Here is a 21,412-nt window from a genome sequence, read left to right on the forward strand (position 1 = left end):
TCTATAAATACATATTATGACAGTTTTACGTTCGATGAAGGATTTCTCGTCGATGAATATTACGGCGAGTATTTTATTATTTGTAACAGCGATTGCTGCTGCGGTAATTGCTAACTCTCCTGTGGCACCGGTGTATCAGGAATTTTTGTCGCACGAACTTCATTTCCGTATCGGAGGCTTTAATTTACTTTCGCATGCGGGACACAATCTGACAATGATTGAGTTCATCAATGACGGATTGATGACGATTTTTTTCCTGATGGTCGGGTTGGAGATTAAGAGGGAGTTGCTGGTAGGTGAGCTTTCTTCGTTTCGTAAAGCTGCACTGCCATTCATAGCCGCATGTGGCGGAATGGTAGTGCCTGTTGTAATCTATTCCATGATTTGTGCTCCGGGCACTGAAGGAGGACAAGGGTTGGCTATCCCCATGGCGACCGATATTGCCTTTTCCTTGGGAGTACTCAGTCTGTTGGGCAAGCGTGTGCCGCTAAGTTTGAAAATCTTCCTTACAGCTTTTGCGGTAGTCGATGATATAGGCGGTATTTTGGTGATTGCTATCTTTTACAGTTCACATGTGGCTTATGAGTATTTGTTATGGGCGGCATTACTTTACGTACTGTTATATTTTATAGGTAAGAAAGGAGCCACTAATAAGATTTTCTTTTTAGTCGTTGGGGTGGTTATCTGGTATCTTTTCCTGCAATCGGGTATCCATAGTACGATTTCCGGTGTCATTCTGGCTTTTGTCATTCCCGCTAAACCTCAGTTGAATGTCGGTACTTATATTGAGCGTATCCGGCGTATTATCAGTACATTCCCCGAAATGGGAGCAAATAATATCGTATTGACCAACCAGCAGATAGCTAAGCTGAAGGAGGTTGAGTCGGCTTCCGACAGAGTCATCAGTCCGCTTCAATCACTTGAAGATAATCTTCATGGTGCGGTGAATTACCTTGTTCTTCCATTATTTGCTTTTGTCAATGCCGGTGTTATGTTCAGTGGTGAAGGCGAGGTCATTGGCGGAGTTACCTATGCGGTTGCTCTGGGGCTGTTGGCTGGCAAGTTTCTTGGGATTTATTCTTTTACCTGGTTGGCCATCAAGAGTGGACTCACTCCAATGCCTTTAGGGATGAACTGGAAGAACATATCCGGAGTGGCATTATTGGGAGGCATTGGTTTTACGGTATCACTCTTTATTGCCAATCTTTCGTTTGGCTCCACTCACCCCGTATTGTTGAACCAAGCTAAACTCGGTGTTTTGTCCGGTACGGTAATAGCAGGTATATTGGGATATCTGGTTTTGCATTGGGTCTTGCCCCGGAAAAGATGATCTTCTTATATAATAAGGTAGTCTTCTAATCTCCTGCTAAGATTAGTTAAATAACTTATGGCATTAGTTGAATAACTAATGGTTGCAGTTGTTTGTTCTGAATGATTTGTTATCTTTGTGGTATCAGAACCTTTTAATTCTTAATTACGATGAAAAGACTTACTGCCAAAGAAGAAGAGATCATGCGCATATTCTGGAAAGAAGGTGCAATGTTTGTCCGTGAACTTCTGAAGTATTATGACGAGCCCAAACCCCATTATAATACAGTATCTACTATCGTACGGGGTCTTGAAGAGAAAGGGTTTGTCGGATATAAAGCTTATGGCAATACCTATCAGTATTTTGCCTTGATCTCAGAGAAGCAGTATAAGCGCTCCGCTCTTCATGAAGTTGTTTCCCAATATTATGATAATTCCTACACCAATGTTGTATCGGCATTTATTGAGGAAGAAGGGTTATCTGTTGAAGACCTGAAAGCTTTGATTCGCCAGATAGAACAAGGACGTAAAAAATAATCTTATGGGAACTTTCTTGTTTTACCTGCTCAAGTCAGCTTTCTGCCTGATATTATTTTATGTGTTTTATCGGGCGTTGCTGAGCCGCAGCATTTTCTTTCGCTTTAACTGATTGACATTGCTGGTGGGGATGTCGGTATGTGTCGTCCTCCCTTTGATGGAGTTTACTACTGAGGAAGAGCATCTCTTCCATACTCCTTTTCAGGTCATCCATCGTGTATTGGTGGAAGAAGGTTATTCCGATTCTTCGTTGGAGTTGGTTCAGGAAGGAGGAATGGGGCGGTTGGCAAACTCGCCTGAAAGGGTACGACATACTTCTCCTGATATCACATTCCGGCATGAATTAATAAGAGTAGGGGGAGTTGTCTATTTGATAGGGAGCGTCGTAGTGTTCTTAGGCTTTGTACTGTCTGCGATTCGTATGTGGCGTCTGATATTACATGCCAGGAGGAGCAGATACGGAAAGTATACATTGGCATTGACTTCTCAAACGGTAGGTTCTTTTAGCTGGGGGAGGGTTATTGTGATTTCTGAAGCGGATTATGGTCATTCACAAGAAATTCTGCTGCATGAAGTGATGCATTTGCGTAGTTGGCATACGCTGGATTTATTGTGGATTCAACTTCTTCTCATTCTATTCTGGTTTAATCCGGCCGTGTGGCTGTTGAAACGTGAGTTACAGGAAGTTCACGAATTTGAGGCAGACGACGGAGTGATAAATAATGGCATCGATGCAACGAGATATCAACTTTTGTTAGTGAAAAAGGCTGTTGGTACAAGGCTCTACTCTATGGCCAACGGTTTCAATCACAGTAAACTTAAAAACCGAATCACCATGATGTTGAAAGAAAGAACCAATGGGTGGGCACGTTTGAAGCTGTTGCTTTTTGTGCCCGTGATGGCCGGAACGCTTTATGCGTTCGCCCGGCCCGAAGTGAAGGAGACATTTGTACAGACAGTGCCCGGACTGCACCAAAAACAAGCAATGGATTATCAAACTCTGTCGAAACTGTTGAGGAATGAAGAGGAGGCCTACAACCTTCGGAAATTTGGAAAGAAGGTTGCCCCTACTACCCCTGAGAACCGGATGAATCAATTGCTAATGAATGCCAGGAATGTGATGCTGTTCGATGGAGATTATGTTCTCAAAGAAAATCTGAAGGATAAAGTTAAGGAAAAGCTTTTGTATAAACAACGGAGAGAGAAAGAAAAGTCTGGTCGTAAAGACGAACAGATTGTTGGGTTCTGGTGTGACAGAGGAACCAACGTGGATGAAGCAAGGCAGGCATTGCAGGCGGTTTACGATGCATATACCGAAATACGTGACAGCATTGCTATTGCTTCGGGTAATGATAGTAAAGATTTTCTTGACAAGGAATTCCCCATCGTTGTTTCGCAATATGAGAATTTGAAGAAGTTTGGCTCCCAAAATGGAGATTGTCTGAGTGGGATCGAGTTGAATTTTATGTCCGGTAAGGATTTGCTTAAAGAATTGAAGAATCCTACGGCAGAGGAGTTACAACAGGCAGTAACCGATTATCGGGAGAAACTGAAAGATGGTCGGAAACTTAGTGTGAGGGTCAAGGTTGATCGTGAATGTAATATGGGGACAGTGTTGAAAATGAAACAGATACTCAGAGAGAACTGGTAAGAAGAACCGGTTTCGGTTACTTTGATAAGAGCTATTCCGGTGAAACAACTCTCCGGAATAGCTCTTTTATTTAAGACTGATTGGATTTGTCCATTCTCTTTTTAATAGTTTCCCACGTAGCTGTCTTCAGGAAGCTTTCTTCCATTTGCAACACCATTTTTTTGAATTTGTTAAATGGAATGGCAAAAGACAAAAGGTCGGATTTCATACATTTGCGTGCCGAAGGGTCGAATGATCCTAACACTGCCCGATTGGTTCCGTCCAGTTGTTCCCGGTACGGATGATAGATAATGGAGGCACAGCCTGCACCAAAAGGAGCAATCACTGCATCAGGATCTGCATTGTCAAAACAAGCCAGTGTGAACAATCCGGAGAGAACATCGGCAGATGCAAAGAAAATAACCGCTTCCGGTGTGTCTTCTGCTTCCAGTTTGTCCCAACGCTTGAAAATCAGGTTTTCCCCCTTGATAGGAAGTACGGGTAACTGTGCCAGAGCCTCCGCAGCCAATTCCGGCGTTTGTTTGTATCGTTCTCCTTCTCCTTGCCCATTGTGTGAAAGGAAACATTCAAACCCGGGGAACATCTTGTCCGTAAAGCTTGTATACCGTTTTCCACCCCGGCATCCCACAGAATCTGCCTGTATACAGAGAGTTTTTCCTCGTTGTACTTGTGTCAGTTGGGCAATGATACACCGATGTCCTTTCGGAGCTTCCACTACCGGAAGATTCTGTGTATCTGCCGAGTATTCAAATGCTATGGGGAGTCCGGCTTGTGGAAAATAAGTATCCCACAAGGTAATGAACTGATCCTTAAGTGTTGTTTCCATGACCTTATATCTCGTTGCTTTATCAATTAATCATCTTCTCCGCCATCGTCAATCGGTAAGATTTTCCGGCTTTCTTCGTGTGGGAGCTCTTCGACCTGCCGGAGCTTGCGTTCGATGGCGCGGGTGCGTTTTCCCATTACTTCTTCCAATTGGTCACCTGCACTTTGCAGATTTTTCTGCACCTTCTCAAGCAGTCCTCCGAATTTTCCGAATTCAGTTTTTACGGCTCCCAATACAGTCCATACTTCACCAGTACGTTTCTGTATGGCAAGTGTCCGGAATCCCATTTGCAGGCTGTTCAGTATAGCTCCCAAAGTAGTTGGCCCAGTTACGACAATCTTGAAATCCTTTTGTAGTGTTTCCACTAAAGTTGTGCGGCGGATTACTTCTGCATAAATGCTTTCAAAGGGGAGGAACAGGATGGCGAAGTCCGTTGTAAACGGCGGGTCGACATACTTGTCATGAATATCCTTTGCCATCTTTTTTATGGTTGTTTCCAGTTGACGCCCGCATGATTCCATCAGTACAGCGTCACCTGCCTCAAAGGCATCATAATATTGCTCGTAAACATCTTTTGGGAATTTTGCATCGATTGGCAGATAAACGGTACTGTTTGCATCGTCTTTCCCGGGAAGTTTGATGGCGAACTCTACAAATTCGGTTCCGCTCTTCTTGGTCTTGACATTTGCTTCATACTGTTCAGGACTCATCATCTGCTCCAGAAGAGCACCTAACTGGACTTCTCCAAAGGTCCCGCGCATTTTCACGTTGCTCAGAACTTTCTTGAGACCACCCACATCTTGTGCGAGAGACTTCATTTCTCCCAGGCCTTTTTGCACGTTTTCAAGTTGCGAACGGACTATCTCGAAGGACTGTCCGATACGTTCGTTAAGAGTCTTTTGTAATTTCTCTTCAACCATCACGCGCATGTCATCCAGACGCTTCTCAGTAGACTGTATCAGCGTTTCCTGCTGACGTGCCATTGCGTCGAACTTCTGGCGTTGCAGTTCTCCGGTGGTCATCATGTTCTTATGCATGGCGTCCTGCAACTGTTGTAAACCCTGATTCAGGGTTTGCGTCATTTCCATGCGCAACTCACGAATGCTGCGATTCAACTCTTCCCGGTTTTCCTGCATTTGTTGACGCAATGCCCGTTGCATCTCTTCGCTTTGCGAGCGATTGTTGCGGGTTAGTGTCAATACAAGCTGGGCAACCAGCAAGGCTGCAATAATCAAGAGGAGAGTCAGTTCCATTTAATAAGTCAATATTTCGTTTCCGGTTTCAGTAATCAGAATCATATTTTCCCATTGTGCAGACGGCAATCCGTCGTCTGTGCAGACTGTCCAGTCATCAGCAGAGTCGACAAAGACCTCATACGTTCCCATATTGATCATCGGTTCGATGGTGAAAGTCATGCCCGGAAGAATTAACATTCCTGTTCCCCGGCGTCCGAAGTGTTCTACGTCGGGTTCTTCATGGAATTTGATACCTACTCCGTGCCCGCATAAGTCACGGACCACGCTATAACCGTTCTTCTCGGCATGTTCCTGAATAGCGGCACCCACATCTCCTAACCGTGCCCAAGGCTGTGCGGCTGCTATACCGATTTCCATACACTCTCTGGTAACTTGCACCAGTCTTTGTTTTTCCGGACTGACTTCACCGATCATGAACATACGTGATGCATCGGAGAAATAGCCTTTGTAAATAGTCGATACGTCCACGTTGACTATATCTCCGCTTTGCAGAAATTCGGTCGGACTGGGTATTCCGTGGCATACCACATCATTGATACTGGTACAGACGCTTTTAGGGAATCCTTCATAATTAAGAGGAGCGGGAATAGCACCGTGAGCTGTTGTGAAATCATAAACCAATCGGTCGATCTCTTCTGTAGGCATTCCTTCACGAATGTTTTCCGCGATGTGGTCAAGCAGCGCCGTATTGATTTTGGCACTTTCACGGATACCTTCAATCTGTTCCGGCGTACGGAGCACTTTGCGTGGGGGAAGTTTATAGCCTTGTTTTCTGTATTTCTGTATCTTATCTTCTATTTCATCCGGATAATTGGAAGGAGTAAACCGGACTCCTTTAATAAACTTTTTCATTTTACTATCTTGATTTTTTATTCGTAGCACAAATGTAGGGAATAAAAAGGGGAAATGCTGTGTATCGGGAAAGATTATTTCTGCGAGTCGGAGGTGAAAAGTAGCAATTAATACTCAATAACTCATTTTGTCATTTTGTATTTTAATGCTGCTCAGATTTGATTTTTCAGGTCCTATATCAATCCTTGTGGAAAAGAACGCGAAATAGCGGAATTTGTATAATTCAAAAAGAATGTTATTCCATTGTTTTACTGTGATATCGTTTATTGATAGTTCTAATATCGTTTATTGTGTTATGAATGTCTATGTTTATGCACGTATATGTTATTTTTGTATGATTGCTTCTGCGAGTGCTAATAAATAAAAAAAGTGGTCTTATACAGTGGGAAACGTCTTTGGGGATTATGAAGTTAGCAAAAGACTCGGATGAAGTTAGCAAAATACTTAGACGAAGTTAATAAAAGACTTGGATGAAGTTAACAAAAGACTTAGAGGATATTAATAAAGGTCTAAGTGTTTTTGCATATTTATCATTAGATAGTGATAAAAGTGTATGTTATTTCTTTTTTTATCCGTTTTCTATTAAATATAAGTTCTATCTGAGGACTTTTGTTTCTATATAGAGTTAGCGATTCTTCTATAAATGAAGCAATCTGTAGCTTACTTCCTCTTAAAGGTTTCTTTTTGAAAATTCAGGTAAGGTAAACAGAATGCCTCCGAAGCGAACAATGTGGTTTTTATTTGTTTGAAATGTTTTTATTAATCCTATTTCCTTTTTATTAGAAAACAATCCTTATATTTGTCCCTTGTATTATTAATTTAATGACAAATGACACTTATGAAGACATTGAATTTTATGAAGACGCTGCTTTTATTGGTAGCTATAGTAGGCTTGAGCTCTTGTGGCGACAAGTATTATTCAGATGATTATTTGCGAAACAGTAATGCAAAGTTATGCGGAAAGACTTGGGTGAATGATTCTGATAAAAATGATGCGGATGAATGGGTGCGCCATACATTGAAGTTTGATGATAGCGGACGGCTGGCAGAAACTTATGCTTATTATCATTTGAATGAAAACCAACCTTACCGGACAGAAACAAATAATCTGACTTGGTCCTGGATAGACGATTCGATGGAAGGAATTGTTTTTGACTATGGCGTAAACGGGATGACTTATTTTGATAATGTGTGGGTGCGCGAACATAATCTTTCCGGAAAGCTGAACGGAAAGGTCGTTGTATTTGTTGATTCAAAATACAACAGAAACTAATTTAGAGAAGGAGATAGAAACATGAAAGGCTATTTAAAGATTCTGCTGGTACTGCTGCTGGCTGTCGGATTGGCATCCTGTGAAGACGATCAGGGAGAGATTGAATATGTCATTGCCGGACGGGCATGGACAGGCGATGTGGGGATGAATGCCGATAACGGTGAAGCCTTGTTTAGTACCTTTGAATTCGGGCTTGACGGTTTTGGGGTGGAAACCCAGTTTTATGCTTCTGACGGCGCTTTGTATGATCAGTATCGTTTCCGGTGGTATTGGGGCGACTCTTATAATCGTAATTTAGTGTTGGATTACGGAACTAACGGTATTTCTTTTATGGATGACGTAAGAGTATACGGAGATCGGCTGAGCGGTATCTTTTATCTTTCGGACAATGCACCGGGATTTAATTTTGAGCTTAGGATGGAATAATACTTATATTTGACAGGTGGGATATATCAAAATGGGCGTGAAATAGTTGTTTCACGCCCATTTTAGTATCATTTTCTGAGAAACAATTTCTTGAATGCCGGGGGATAAGGAGTTTCAAATTCCATCAGCTGATCTGTTACCGGATGATAGAAACAAAGTTTGAAAGCATGCAACGCCAGACGCCCGAGAGGATTGGGGCCGCCGTCGATACCGTAACGCCCGTCTCCGATCAGAGGATGCCCTAAATCCTGCATATGTACACGTATCTGATTTTTACGTCCGGTTTCCAGTCGCAGTTCTACCAATGAATATCCATTGGCGCGTTTGATAGTGCGATAGTGGGTGATTGATTTGGAACCACCGTCATCGTAGCTGCTTGAACTGACATATAAGGTACGGTCTGTCAACCAGGATACGACGGTGTCGCTGTCCTTTTCCATCTCGCCGGTAACTACTGCTACATAACGACGGTCCGTCACGATGTCATGCCAGTGGTCACGCAGTGTACGTTGTGTCTTTTCATCTTTGGCAAACATCATCAATCCTGAGGTGTCACGATCCAGACGATGAACTACAAAAATACGGTTTCCACGCCCCGAACGCCCCACATATTCACTTAAGATATGCTGTGCTGTGCGTTCCTTTTGCCGGTCGGTGCCAACAGAGAGTAAGCCTTCTTTTTTCTCTACTACGATGATATAAGCGTCTTCATAGACGATTTTCAGCAGCGGATGACGGAATTCCTTTTTATTCTTATCTTTGCTGATAAGCACTTTCATGCCCGGTTGCAGAGGGAAGTTGAACTGTGTCGTAATCACATTGTCAACCAGTACGATTCGTTTGCTGAGCAGTGACTTTAGCTTGGTACGGCTGGCATCAGGCATTTTCGCTGCGAGGAAGTCCATTAGTTCCATAGGCTCTTTCACCAGATAACCTGTATATTGCGCACGTGCCTTTTCGGCCGGAGTTCGTTTCATTCTTTTCATATTCGTTTCCTTATTTAAGTTCGAGCAGCACTACGTTTTCCACGTGATGGGTATGTGGGAACATATCTACCGGTTGCACTGCTTTCACACGGTATTTAACGTCGAGCAACTGAAGATCACGGGCTTGCGTTGCCGGATTACAACTAACATATACAATTCGTTTTGGTTCGGCAAACAAGATTACGTCTACCACATCCTGATGCATTCCTGCCCGGGGAGGATCGGTGATAATTACGTCCGGACGTCCATACTGATTGATGAAGTCCTGAGTCAGGATATCCTTCATGTCTCCGGCAAAGAACAACGTATTCTCTATTCCATTAATTTCCGCATTTACTTTCGCATCTTCAATGGCTTCGGGCACGTATTCGATGCCAATCACTTGCCGTGCCTGTCGCGATACAAAGTTAGCAATGGTTCCTGTTCCGGTATACAGGTCATACACCAGTTCGCCACCCGTTAATCCGGCAAAGTCGCGCGCTACCTTATAGAGGTTGTATGCCTGCCCCGAATTGGTCTGATAGAACGATTTCGGTCCCACTTTGAAACGCAGGCCCTCCATCTCTTCAAAGATATGGTCGTTGCCACGGAATACGTGTACATCGAGATCATTGATGGTGTCGTTGCATTTATTATTAATAATGTATAGGAGAGAGGTTATTTCCGGAAATTGGTCGGCCACATACTGCAATAACTGCTTGAAGAGGTCCATTTCATGCTCTTCGGTAATTTTACAAATTAGAATTACCATCAGTTCGCCGGTACTTGAAGTACGCACAATCATGTTGCGGAGCATTCCTTCCTGTGAACGAAGGTTGATGAAAGAGTAATTGTGCTCGTAAGCATAATCACGGATTGTGTTTCGGATGCGATTGGAAATATCGTCTTGTAACCAACACTTTTCGATAGCCAGCACTTTGTCGAATGCTCCCGGGATATGGAATCCCACTGCATTCATCTGGTCGTACTTTACATCCTGTTTCACTTCTTCTGCTGTCAGCCAGCGTTTGTTTGAGAAGGTAAATTCCAGTTTGTTCCGATAAAATTCGGTTTTGGCAGATCCCAGGATAGGAGAGATCTCCGGTAATTCGATCTTGCCGATGCGACGGAGGTTATCTTCCACCTGTTTCTGTTTGTATTTGATTTGTTCGGCGTAAGGCAATACCTGCCATTTGCATCCGCCGCATACGCCATAGTGTTGGCAAAAAGGAACGGCACGTATCGGCGAGAGTTCGTGAAACTTCACCGCTTCGGCCTCGGCATATTTATTCTTTTTTCTTTTGACTTGCAGATCCACCACATCGCCCGGCACTACGTAAGGCACAAAAACTACCAGGTCATTTACTTTTGCGATGGCTTTTCCTTCGGCAGCCACATCCGTTATTGTCACCTTCTCCAGCAGGGGAAGTTCTTTTTTCTTTCTAGCCACAATACTCCTTGAATTATATTAAAATGATTTCTTTATGTATAAAGCGTGAATATATAAAATCACCATTCTACGCCATATTAATAAAATCTTTCGCAAAAGTAGGTATTTTTTTTCGTATTTCTCTATATGAAGTGAAATAATGCAGATTGCAATGTCGAAATTGCATTTTGATAGAAAGTTTTTCATATAAAAGTTTTCTGGTTTGCGAAATATCCTTAGATTTGCGAACAGAAAAGAATCACAACTAATAACTTTAAAATCGTATTATGGACAAAAAAAGAGTTTATACCTTTGGTAATGGACTGGCAGAAGGAAAAGCCGGTATGCGAAACTTACTTGGGGGTAAAGGTGCGAACCTTGCCGAAATGAATCTGATCGGTGTCCCCGTACCTCCGGGCTTCACAATTACAACTGACGTTTGTACCGAATATTACGAGATGGGACAGGAAAAGGTCGTATCTCTCCTGAAAGAAGAAGTAGAAAAAGCCATTGCAAATATAGAGAACCTGATGCGTTCAAAATTTGGTGACGTAGAGAATCCGTTGCTGGTTTCTGTGCGTTCGGGTGCGCGTGCATCCATGCCGGGCATGATGGATACGATCCTGAACCTGGGTTTGAACGATGAAGTGGTTGAAGGCTTGACCCGTAAAACAGGAAATGCCCGTTTTGCATGGGATTCTTACCGTCGTTTCGTACAGATGTATGGTGATGTAGTATTGGGTATGAAGCCTGTTAACAAAGAAGACCAGGATCCGTTTGAAGCCATCATCGAAGAGGTGAAACATGCCAAAGGCGTGAAACTGGATAACGAGCTTGAGGTAGAAGACCTGAAAGAACTCGTGAAGAAATTTAAAGCTGCTGTAAAAGCACAGACCGGCAAGGATTTCCCGACTTGTGCATACGAACAGCTTTGGGGAGCAATTTGCGCCGTATTTAATTCATGGATGAATGAACGTGCCATCCTGTACCGTAAGATGGAAGGAATTCCTGACGAATGGGGTACTGCCGTAAGTGTTCAGGCAATGGTATTCGGTAATATGGGCGATGGTTCTGCTACAGGTGTTTGCTTCTCACGTGATGCTGCCACAGGTGAGGACCTTTTCAATGGTGAATACCTGATCAATGCACAGGGCGAGGACGTTGTTGCCGGAATCCGTACTCCGCAACAGATCACCAAGATCGGTTCCCAGCGTTGGGCTCAGTTGGCTGGTGTGAGCGAAGAAGAGCGTGCTTCGAAATACCCTTCTATGGAAGAAGCAATGCCGGAAATATATAAACAACTGGACGAATTGCAGACTAAGCTCGAAAATCACTATAAAGATATGCAGGACATGGAGTTCACCGTTCAGGAAGGCAAACTTTGGTTCCTTCAGACACGTAACGGTAAACGTACCGGTGCTGCCATGGTAAAGATCGCAATGGATCTGTTCCGTCAGGGAATGATTGATGAAAAGACTGCCCTGATGCGTGTAGAACCCAATAAGCTGGATGAATTACTCCACCCGGTATTCGATAAGTCTGCTTTGAAACAGGCTAAAGTGCTGACTCGCGGTTTGCCGGCTTCTCCGGGTGCTGCTACCGGTCAGATTGTATTCTTTGCTGACGATGCAGCCGAATGGCATGCTGCCGGAAAACGCGTTGTGATGGTTCGTATCGAGACTTCACCCGAAGATTTGGCCGGTATGGCAGTTGCTGAAGGTATTTTGACCGCACGTGGAGGTATGACTTCACATGCAGCCGTGGTTGCCCGCGGTATGGGTAAATGTTGTGTTTCGGGAGCCGGTGCACTGAACATCGACTATAAAGCCCGTACAGTAGAAGTGGACGGCGTGTTGCTGAAAGAGGGTGATTTCATCTCTTTGAACGGTAGTACGGGTGAAGTTTACCAAGGTAAAGTAGAAACGAAGGCTGCTGAGTTATCGGGTGATTTTTCCGATTTGATGAAGTTGGCCGATAAATATACCCGCCTGCAAGTACGTACTAATGCCGACACTCCGCATGATGCTGAGGTTGCCCGTAACTTCGGTGCGGTAGGTATAGGCCTTTGCCGTACGGAACACATGTTCTTTGAAGGTGAAAAAATTAAGGCTATGCGTGAAATGATCCTGGCAGAAAATGCTGAAGGGCGCCGCAAAGCACTGGCTAAGATCCTTCCGTATCAGCAAGCCGACTTCAAAGGAATCTTTGAGGCTATGGCCGGTTGTCCGGTGACCGTACGCCTGCTCGATCCTCCTTTGCATGAATTCGTTCCTCACGATCTGAAAGGACAGCAAGAAATGGCCGATACGATGGGGGTAAGTTTGCAATATATCCAGCAGCGTGTAGAATCACTTTGCGAACACAACCCGATGTTGGGTCACCGTGGCTGTCGTTTGGGAAATACGTATCCCGAAATCACACAGATGCAGACTCGTGCCATTTTGGGTGCCGCTCTTGAACTGAAGAAAGAAGGAATAGAAACACATCCTGAAATCATGGTGCCGCTGACAGGTATTCTTTACGAGTTCCAGCAGCAGGAAAGTGTGATCCGTGCCGAAGCAGAAAAGCTTTTCGAAGAGGTGGGAGACCGCATTGACTTCAAGGTTGGAACCATGATCGAAATTCCTCGTGCAGCTCTGACTGCCGACCGTATCGCTTCGTCTGCCGAGTTCTTCTCGTTCGGAACCAACGACTTGACTCAGATGACTTTCGGTTACTCTCGTGACGATATCGCTTCTTTCCTTCCGGTTTATCTGGAGAAGAAGATCCTGAAGGTAGATCCGTTCCAGGTACTCGACCAGAATGGTGTAGGCCAGTTGGTACGTATGGCAACCGAAAAAGGGCGTGCTATCCGTCCGGATTTGAAATGCGGTATCTGCGGTGAACATGGCGGTGAGCCTTCATCTGTGAAGTTCTGCCATAAAGTAGGTTTGAATTACGTTAGTTGTTCTCCGTTCCGTGTGCCTATTGCACGTCTGGCAGCGGCACAAGCAGCTATCGAAGACTAAATAGATTTCAGATAACTGGTTAGGCGAGGCTACCCGTGAAAGGGTAGCCTCGTTTTTTTATGGAAACAGAATAAGAGAAAGCAGAAGCAGGGGGAGTGGATAAAATGTAGAGTGAATATTTGTATAATTCAAATAAAAATATTTCCTTTATCTTATGAAACCTTACTTATTATATTTTTAACAAACTAAAATTACAGAATTATGAAAAGAAATCTTGTGTTTGTATTGTTTGCCCTTGTTTCGGTTGTGGGCTTTTCTCAAGTGAGCTGGAATGCCAAGGTGGGAATGAATATCAGTAATTATACCGGTGATTTTGACATGAATGCCAAAGTTGGATTCAAGATAGGCGGTGGTATGGAGTATGGATTTAATGAAATCTGGTCTTTGCAACCCTCTTTGTTCGTATCTTCCAAAGGTGTCAAGAAGGATGAACTGAGTGTGAATGCTGTTTATCTGGAACTGCCGGTTATGGCTGCGGCGCGTTTCAAAGTGGCCGATAATACCAATATTGTGTTGAGTGCCGGTCCTTATTTTGCTTGCGGTATCGGGGGTAATTCTAAAGTCGATTTAGGTAAAGGACGTTTGGAAGTTGATACCTTTGGCGACGACGGTCTGCTGAAACGTGGCGATGTAGGTTTGGGTATCGGTGTGGCCGCGGAGTTTGGCAAGATCATCGTAGGGCTTGACGGCCAGTTCGGATTTGTCGATGTAATGGACGACGTAAATGGTAAAAATCTGAATGTTTCGATCAGTGTAGGTTATAAGTTCTGAGAAACCGATAAATATTAAAATAGAGAAGCCGCTGTAAATCAACTACAAGCGGCTTTTCTTTTATATTCACTCAGCGAATAGTGGCGGAAATAGTTGTTTAATTAATGAATATACTATACTTTTGCGACCCGAAACAAAAGTGAAATAATTCTTTTGTTTGTTTTCAAAATAGGTACATTTAATTAAAACTACTAAGAAGATGAAAAAGATTGTATTGTTTTTATTTGTTGCTATTGCAACTTTATCTGTCAAAGCTCAGGACATTTACATGGGAGGTACCGTAGGTTTGTGGCGTAATGATGACGCTAATACTACTTCTTTCAAGCTCGCTCCGGAAATCGGATACAACCTGAGTGAACAATGGGCACTGGGCGTTGAACTCCAGTTTAACCATGATTATATAAGTCATAAAACGATTAATTCTTTTGCTATTGCTCCTTATGCACGCTTTTCTTATTACGAGAACAAGATTGTACGTCTGTTTATCGATGGTGGGTTTGGCTTTGCTACCACTAAGGTGAAAGATGGCGGAGATGCAATAAACGGTTTTGAGATCGGTCTGAAACCGGGTATTGCCATAAAACTGAACCAACATTTCAGTTTGGTTGCCAAATGTGGTTTCTTGGGTTATAAGGACGACTATATGAATAACAGCGGATTCGGCTTTAGCGCAAGTAGCGAAGACTTAACATTCGGATTCCATTACGAATTTTAATCAAATAGGTTTCAACGAAATAGGGTGGCTTCCCTTCATAAGGAAGTCACCCTATTTTATTTAGTCCGTTATTCTTTGGCTCAGTCCGCCATCTTTTTCAGTTTCTTGAAGTGTTCTATCACTGCCAGATAATCTCTGTCGGAACAGGCATCGAATTTACCCCACAAGTCTCCTAAAACCACTGCACCTCCGAATCCGAAATCCTTTACTTCCAGTATATTCTCCGGCGTGATGCCTCCCAAAGCCATTACTTTGCCATCGATGATTTTGTCTTTACCTGCCTGACGCAATTCTTCAGCCGTGTAAGGCGAGTTATATCCTTCTTTTGAGATACTGTCGTAAATCGGGCTCATAAACACATAGTCGTAAAAGTGTTTTTTGTTTTTCACTTCCTCCACCGAGTGGCAGGAACAACTGATATGCCCGGAGTAGTCATGCGGTTCTTTCGGGTTGCGGGCATTTAGGTGAATTCCCATCAGGTTGAATTCTTCTTTCAGGTAGAAGTGTTCATGGGTGACAATGCGTTTATGATATTTTTCCGGAATCAGTGTGAGCAAGCGTTCCGAATACATAGCCGGCGTTTCCGGTTTCCTGAGATGCAGAATATCCAATCCCTCTTCAAAGAGAGCAGTGATAATCTTATCTTCTTCTACAAAGAAAGTAGGCGTCGTTACTACGATAAGTTTCATTTCTGTTGTTAAACTGTTAAGTTTAGCAAAGTTAGTAATTAACTTACTCAGAAACCAACCTTTATAGTGAAAATATGTTAGATTGCAATGTCCGTAAGTCAATTGTCCATAGTTTGCCTGCCAGAACCTCGCCGAATCCGCAGATAATCTTCAGGACTTCGGTTGCTTCCACACTGCCCGTCACTGCCGGTGTTACTCCGACTACCCCTTTGGGAGGAGGAGGCATACGCAACATCTCTTTTTCATCCGGATAGAGGTCACGGTATGTTTTCCGTTGTGCCTCGCTCCCGTAGTTAAAGACAGAAACCTGTCCCTCGAAACCACAGATGGCACCGTATACATAGGGTTTTCCCAACTCTACACAGACGTCATTTATCAGATATCGGGTGATAAAATTATCGCATCCGTCCACTACGATGTCGTACTGCCTTATCAATTCACGGGCATTGTCTTTGCTGAGCCGTCCCGGACAGGCATTTACCTCTATTTCCCGGTTCAGGGCACTGAGCCGCAGTGAAGCGCAAATCGCTTTTAGGTCTCCCACCTCTTCTTCCGTATAGAGCACCTGCCTTTGCAGATTGCTGAGGCTTACTTCATCGTTATCCACCAGTCCGATGGTACCTACTCCTGCACCCGCCAGATAGAGGGCGATGGGAGAACCCAGTCCTCCTACGCCCACAATCAATACTTTGGCAGCTTTGAGTTTTGCTTGTCCTGCTTCTCCTATTTCCGGAAGCATGATTTGCCTGTTGTATCTTTCCATGATTCGTCTTTATCGTTAGCATTGAGTCAGGGTCAGTGCCGTGTCCCAGTCTTTGTAAACGGGTATCCGCCCCAGTGAACGCAGTGCGGCATCCACTTCCACGGCTTTCCGTTCGTCGCTGACATGAAACTGCTCCAGTGCCTGCGGATAGGTAAAGTAGCCTCCCGGTTCCGTTTTACTTTCGGCGCTCATGGTAGTCACCCCGAGCGTAGCCATGTGGTTACGGAACTCTGCGCTTTCGCGGGTAGAGTAGGAGATATCCACATCGTGGTCGAAGATGCGCATGGCAAAAGTCACCTGTGCCAGTTCCCGGTCGTTCATCACAACATTAGGTTGGAAACCTCCGTTCTCCGAGGGGCGCATCCGGGGGAAGTTGACGCTATATTTCGTTTTCCAGTAGTGCTTTTGCAGATAGCGCAGATGGTAGGCCATCATTGTGACATCCGTGCGCCATTCTTCCAGACCGATCAGTACCCCCATGCCTATTTTGTGTACACCTGCTTGTCCCATACGGTCAAAACCATTGACACGCCACTCAAATTTCGATTTCATGCCACGGGGATGATACACATTATAATTGGTTTTGTTGTAAGTCTCCTGAAAGCAGATGACTCCATTCAGTCCGGCATACGTAAGCCGTTCATATTCTTCTGCTCTAAGTGGCATTACCTCAATTTGCAGATTAGAGAAATAAGGCTTTGCCAGCAGGAGGGCCCGTTCAATGTAATCTACTCCTGCTTTGGCAGGATTTTCGCCTGTTACTAACAGCAGATTTTCGAACGGAGCCAGTTTCTTGATCGCTTTGTACTCGTTTACCATTTCCTCTTCCGTAAGGATGGTCCGTTTCATCGGATTATTGTGGTTAAAGCCACAGTATACACACGAGTTTGTACAAGAATTTGTAATATAGAGTGGAACGAACATCGAAATTGTCTTTCCGAAGCGTTCCAGCGTATATTTCCGGCTGAGACGCGCCATAGTCTCCAGATAGGGGGCGGCAGCCGGCGAAATCAATGCCATAAAATCGTTTACATCGCAATGTTCCTTTGACAATGCGCGGCGCACATCGGCGTCGGTTTTGGAATAGATGATTTTAGTCGTCTCTTCCCAGGAAATCTTTTCTAATTCATCTGAAAACATTTTATTTTTTCTTTTTATTCTTCTGATTTATTTTCTTCAATGTGTTCCGCACAGTCGTTTTTACAGCGGTCGAATACAGTTCCGTATCTGTGCTTTCCAGTATGGTCCGCAGTTCGTTGAGCAGTTCGGGTTCGTGCTTGCACAGGTGGTAGGCCATTCGGACGGCTAAGGATTGCACGCCTATGCTTTCGTGGCGAGACAGCATGCAATCCAGACAGAAGTTAAGCAATTCAACCGATGGGATTTCTTCGGCGGGAGCATGGTAGAGTATGGAGAGAAGCAGGCGCTTGGAACCATCGTGTTTGCAGGTCACCAGCCTTCCGGTCAGTTCTTCCCGGAGCGGGGCGAACCAATCGGGGTATTGCCTGCAAAGTTTATCGCATACCCACAGTGCCCGCCAGGAGACCAATCGCTTCTCGTCTGTCGTCAGATGATAGAGGGCCTCAAAGTTCTCCGGCTGCCGGCGGATCTCCTCAATGATCCGGTCTATGGATAGTTCGGAGATGGGTACATCCAATGCTTTCCGGTATTCGTCTGTTCTTTCCATGACAGTTGGTCTTATTCTTGTTTTTTAGTTTTCTTCAAATCCCGGCTCAGTCGCATTGCGCAGAAGTTCGGTCCGCACATGGTACAATATTCTCCGTCCGTGTGTCGTCCGGCATGGAAATAAGAGAATGCGCGTTCCGGGTCGAGCGATAAGTCGAACTGGTCTTTCCAGCGGAATTCATAGCGTGCTTTGCTCAACGCATTGTCCCGTACCTGGGCTCCCGGATGCCCCTTGGCCAGGTCGGCTGCATGGGCGGCAATCTTATAGGTGATCACTCCGACGCGTACATCTTCTTTATCGGGCAATGCCAGGTGCTCCTTGGGCGTCACGTAGCAGAGCATGGCTGTTCCGAGCCAGCCTATTTGTGCCGCACCGATTGCAGAGGTGATGTGGTCGTATCCTGGTGCAATATCCGTCACTAACGGGCCGAGTGTATAGAACGGGGCATTGTGGCACTTCTCGATCTGACGTTCCATGTTCTCGCGGATTTTGTGCATCGGCACGTGTCCGGGCCCTTCGATGAAGGCTTGTACGTTCTTTTCCCAGGCGCGCACCACCAGTTCGCCCATGGTATCAAGTTCGGCAAACTGTGCCTCGTCATTGGCATCGTGGGTGGAACCCGGCCGCAAACCGTCTCCCAATGATACCGCTACGTCATATTGTGCCAGAATATCACAGATGTCGTCAAAGTGTTCGTAAAGGAAACTCTCGCGGTCGTGCACCAGGCACCATTTACTCATGATGCTCCCGCCGCGGGATACGATTCCGCAAAGCCTCTTTTCCGCCAGGTGCACATTGTGCCGGCGGATTCCCGCATGAATGGTGAAGTAGTCCACTCCCTGCTCGCACTGTTCTATCAGTGTGTCGCGATACAGTTCCCAGGACAGGTCCTCTACTTTGCCGTTTACCTTTTCCAGTGCCTGATAGATGGGTACCGTACCCACCGGAACCGGGCAGTTGCGTATGATCCATTCCCGTGTTTCGTGTATGTTTTCTCCCGTTGAAAGATCCATCAGCGTGTCACCTCCCCATTTGCAGCTCCACATCGCTTTCTCCACCTCTTCGTCGATGCTCGACGTGGTTGCGGAGTTACCGATGTTGGTATTGATCTTTACCAGAAAGTTACGGCCGATAATCATTGGTTCGGCTTCGGGATGATTGATGTTGGCAGGCAGAACCGCCCGTCCTTCGGCTATCTCCCGGCATACAAATTCAGGAGTAATGTGAGTATCGATACCCAGTTCCTCACAGTTCATGTTTTCGCGGATAGCCACATATTCCATTTCCGGAGTGATGATACCTTGTTTGGCATATGCCATTTGGGTGATATGTTTCCCGGATTTGGCCCGGTAGGGCAGTGCGATGTGCTCAAAGCGGAGAGGGTCGAGGCTTTTGTCGTCCCGCCGCATCCGTCCGTATTCCGAACTGATCTCCGGAAGTTGCTCTACATCCCCCCTTTTCAGTATCCATTCTTCCCGTAGCCGGGGGAGACCTTTTTTCAGGTCAATCTCTATGTCCGGGTCACTGAAAGGTCCGCTTGTATCATAGATATATACGTGTGGGTTGGGAGTTATGATTTTTTTCTCTCCTTCGAAAGTGGTGCTGGGCACTTGCTCTACTTTCCGCATACCTACGCGGATTTCGGGGAAAAGTTTTCCGGACAGGTATACTTTCTCGGAGCGGGGGAATTTTATTCTTTGTTCCATAAATTCGTTATTAGAGGTGGGACTGTTTTTTTATTCGTTTAAAAATGCCGTCAGCGGTGAACTTGCTTCTGCCACCAATCCGGTAGTCTGCATGCCGAGTCCTGCTTCATAGCCCATTCGTCCTGCTTCGACTGCCTGCTTGAAGGCCTTTGCCATTTCTACCGGGTTGCCGGCTACGGCAATGGCAGTATTTACCAGACACGCCGATGCTCCCATCTCCATCGCTTCTGCCGCATGGCTCGGCGCACCGATTCCGGCATCCACTATTATCGGGATACCCGCCTGTTCGATAATGATGTGGATGAATTCTTTGGTCTGCAAACCTTTGTTGGTTCCGATCGGTGCTCCCAACGGCATCACTGTGGCCGCTCCCGCCTCTTCCAGTTGTTTGCAGAGTACCGGGTCGGCCTGGCAATAAGGCAGTACCACAAATCCGAGTTTCACGAGTCGTTCGGTTGCTTTCAGAGTCTCTACCGAGTCGGGCAGCAGATAGCGCGGATCCGGGTGTATCTCCAGCTTCAGCCAGTTGGTCCCGAAGGCTTCGCGTGCCATTTGTCCGGCAAACACCGCTTCTTCTGCATTGCGCACTCCCGAGGTATTGGGCAGCAGTTGGATGTGTGGATGCACGATATGTTTCAGCATGTCGTCTTCCGAATTCTCCATGTCGATACGTTTCATGGCCACTGTTACCATTTCGGTGCCCGAGGCCAGTATCGATTGTTCCATCAATTCGTTTGAGTTGAACTTTCCTGTTCCCAGGAAGAGGCGGGAGTTGAATTCACGTCCCGCAATAATTAGCTTTTCCATTTCTGATTTTGTTTTGAGCTCACCACAGATTACACGGATTTTCACAGATTAATAATTTATTTTACTGAGAGTTAAATTAAAGAATCTGTGAAAATCTGTGTACTCTGTGGTGAGTTCGATTCATTTCCTTATATGTTTAGAATCCTTCTTGTTTCTTCTACCGGGTTCGGCGCTTGCAGGATGGCTCCTGAGAGGGCGATGCCGTTTACGCCTGTTTTCATGATGGCAGGGATATCTTCCGTTACGATGCCTCCGATGGCGACTACCGGAATCCGGATGCCGCATTCATCCATTTGCGATAAAATAGAGGTATATCCTTCGAGTCCCAGTACGGGGCTGAGGTTCTTCTTGGTTGTAGTAAACCGGAACGGGCCGATGCCCAGATAGTCGGCACCGGCGCTGAAGTGCATTTTCACGTCTTCAAAAGTATTGGCTGTACCTCCGATGATGAATGCTTCGCCCAGGATTTTTCTGGCTTCGCTGACAGGCATGTCTTTTTTGCCCAGATGCACTCCGTCCACTTCCAGTTTTTGGGCGAGTTCCACATGATCGTCAAGAATCAGGATGGCCCCGTGTGTCTTGCAAAGAGGTTTCAGCTGCCGGGCTACTGTTTCCACCTCTTCCGGAGATGCCTCTTTCATGCGCAGTTGTATCCATTTGCATCCTCCTTCGAGGGCCATACATGCCGATTCGAAATAAGAGTATTTCCCGGTCTGGTGAGTGATAAATTGCAGGCTCAGCAT

The 21,412-nt window shown here is 45.3% G+C and carries 20 protein-coding genes; 8 read left to right on the plus strand and 12 right to left on the minus strand.

Going from position 1 to position 21,412, the window contains the following annotated elements:
* Window positions 1–16: 16 nt before the first annotated feature.
* From nhaA to KO473_RS06995, 3 genes are all read left to right on the plus strand, one after another.
* Window positions 17–1,330, plus strand: coding sequence for a Na+/H+ antiporter NhaA (nhaA, locus tag KO473_RS06985; protein WP_005820467.1), 1,314 nt, complete (start codon window positions 17–19; stop codon window positions 1,328–1,330).
* A 149-nt stretch (window positions 1,331–1,479) separates the two neighbouring features.
* Entirely contained in the window at window positions 1,480–1,845 is a 366-nt protein-coding gene (locus tag KO473_RS06990; protein WP_005778094.1) for a BlaI/MecI/CopY family transcriptional regulator, read from the plus strand.
* 130 nt (window positions 1,846–1,975) lie between these two features.
* On the plus strand, window positions 1,976–3,496 hold the full coding sequence (locus KO473_RS06995) for a M56 family metallopeptidase (protein WP_005820465.1): 1,521 nt from the start codon (window positions 1,976–1,978) through the stop codon (window positions 3,494–3,496).
* A 70-nt stretch (window positions 3,497–3,566) separates the two neighbouring features.
* Here KO473_RS06995 and KO473_RS07000 read toward each other — a convergent pair whose 3' ends face one another.
* Genes KO473_RS07000 through map form a run of 3 tightly spaced genes read right to left on the minus strand, consistent with a single transcriptional unit; the run spans window position 3,567 to window position 6,430 of the window.
* A complete protein-coding gene (locus KO473_RS07000; RefSeq protein ID WP_005778091.1) occupies window positions 3,567–4,322 on the minus strand; it encodes a DUF169 domain-containing protein in 756 nt (251 codons plus the stop codon).
* A gap of 26 nt (window positions 4,323–4,348) precedes the next feature.
* A complete protein-coding gene (locus KO473_RS07005) occupies window positions 4,349–5,575 on the minus strand; it encodes a DNA recombination protein RmuC (protein ID WP_005820463.1) in 1,227 nt (408 codons plus the stop codon).
* The gene (gene map, locus KO473_RS07010; protein ID WP_005806458.1) at window positions 5,576–6,430 is read right to left on the minus strand and encodes a type I methionyl aminopeptidase; all 855 of its coding nucleotides are present in this window, start codon (window positions 6,428–6,430) and stop codon (window positions 5,576–5,578) included.
* An 829-nt stretch (window positions 6,431–7,259) separates the two neighbouring features.
* Here map and KO473_RS07015 point away from each other — a divergent pair.
* On the plus strand, window positions 7,260–7,703 hold the full coding sequence (locus tag KO473_RS07015; protein WP_005806437.1) for a hypothetical protein: 444 nt from the start codon (window positions 7,260–7,262) through the stop codon (window positions 7,701–7,703).
* Between the two features lie 21 nt (window positions 7,704–7,724).
* The gene (locus KO473_RS07020; protein ID WP_005778083.1) at window positions 7,725–8,129 is read left to right on the plus strand and encodes a hypothetical protein; all 405 of its coding nucleotides are present in this window, start codon (window positions 7,725–7,727) and stop codon (window positions 8,127–8,129) included.
* A gap of 68 nt (window positions 8,130–8,197) precedes the next feature.
* Here KO473_RS07020 and KO473_RS07025 read toward each other — a convergent pair whose 3' ends face one another.
* Window positions 8,198–9,115, minus strand: coding sequence for an RluA family pseudouridine synthase (locus tag KO473_RS07025; protein WP_005778080.1), 918 nt, complete (start codon window positions 9,113–9,115; stop codon window positions 8,198–8,200).
* Between the two features lie 10 nt (window positions 9,116–9,125).
* Entirely contained in the window at window positions 9,126–10,544 is a 1,419-nt protein-coding gene (rlmD, locus tag KO473_RS07030; RefSeq protein WP_005806432.1) for a 23S rRNA (uracil(1939)-C(5))-methyltransferase RlmD, read from the minus strand.
* Between the two features lie 266 nt (window positions 10,545–10,810).
* Here rlmD and ppdK point away from each other — a divergent pair, with 266 nt between their 5' ends.
* The 3 genes from ppdK to KO473_RS07045 all read left to right on the plus strand — a co-directional run bounded on the left by ppdK (window position 10,811) and on the right by KO473_RS07045 (window position 15,017).
* Window positions 10,811–13,531: a pyruvate, phosphate dikinase gene (ppdK, locus tag KO473_RS07035; protein ID WP_005820458.1), complete on the plus strand. Its 2,721-nt coding sequence runs from the start codon at window positions 10,811–10,813 to the stop codon at window positions 13,529–13,531.
* 201 nt (window positions 13,532–13,732) lie between these two features.
* On the plus strand, window positions 13,733–14,302 hold the full coding sequence (locus KO473_RS07040; RefSeq protein ID WP_005820457.1) for a porin family protein: 570 nt from the start codon (window positions 13,733–13,735) through the stop codon (window positions 14,300–14,302).
* A 199-nt stretch (window positions 14,303–14,501) separates the two neighbouring features.
* Window positions 14,502–15,017: an outer membrane beta-barrel protein gene (locus tag KO473_RS07045; protein ID WP_005778068.1), complete on the plus strand. Its 516-nt coding sequence runs from the start codon at window positions 14,502–14,504 to the stop codon at window positions 15,015–15,017.
* An 80-nt stretch (window positions 15,018–15,097) separates the two neighbouring features.
* On the opposite strand, the gene KO473_RS07050 is transcribed toward KO473_RS07045, so the two are convergent.
* The 7 genes from KO473_RS07050 to KO473_RS07080 form a co-directional block, all read right to left on the minus strand.
* Entirely contained in the window at window positions 15,098–15,706 is a 609-nt protein-coding gene (locus tag KO473_RS07050; RefSeq protein ID WP_005778065.1) for a thiamine phosphate synthase, read from the minus strand.
* 61 nt (window positions 15,707–15,767) lie between these two features.
* A complete protein-coding gene (locus tag KO473_RS07055; protein ID WP_122130453.1) occupies window positions 15,768–16,469 on the minus strand; it encodes a HesA/MoeB/ThiF family protein in 702 nt (233 codons plus the stop codon).
* 15 nt (window positions 16,470–16,484) lie between these two features.
* Complete coding sequence (gene thiH, locus KO473_RS07060; protein WP_005778061.1) at window positions 16,485–17,609, minus strand: 2-iminoacetate synthase ThiH; 1,125 nt, start codon at window positions 17,607–17,609, stop codon at window positions 16,485–16,487.
* Window position 17,610: 1 nt separating this feature from the next.
* Window positions 17,611–18,156, minus strand: a complete 546-nt coding sequence (locus KO473_RS07065; RefSeq protein ID WP_005820455.1) for a hypothetical protein — start codon at window positions 18,154–18,156, stop codon at window positions 17,611–17,613.
* An 11-nt stretch (window positions 18,157–18,167) separates the two neighbouring features.
* On the minus strand, window positions 18,168–19,862 hold the full coding sequence (gene thiC, locus KO473_RS07070; protein ID WP_005778057.1) for a phosphomethylpyrimidine synthase ThiC: 1,695 nt from the start codon (window positions 19,860–19,862) through the stop codon (window positions 18,168–18,170).
* 30 nt (window positions 19,863–19,892) lie between these two features.
* A complete protein-coding gene (locus KO473_RS07075; RefSeq protein WP_032537415.1) occupies window positions 19,893–20,669 on the minus strand; it encodes a thiazole synthase in 777 nt (258 codons plus the stop codon).
* A 128-nt stretch (window positions 20,670–20,797) separates the two neighbouring features.
* A complete protein-coding gene (locus tag KO473_RS07080) occupies window positions 20,798–21,412 on the minus strand; it encodes a thiamine phosphate synthase (protein WP_005778053.1) in 615 nt (204 codons plus the stop codon).

Source organism: Bacteroides sp. HF-4919 (genome assembly GCF_018860125.1).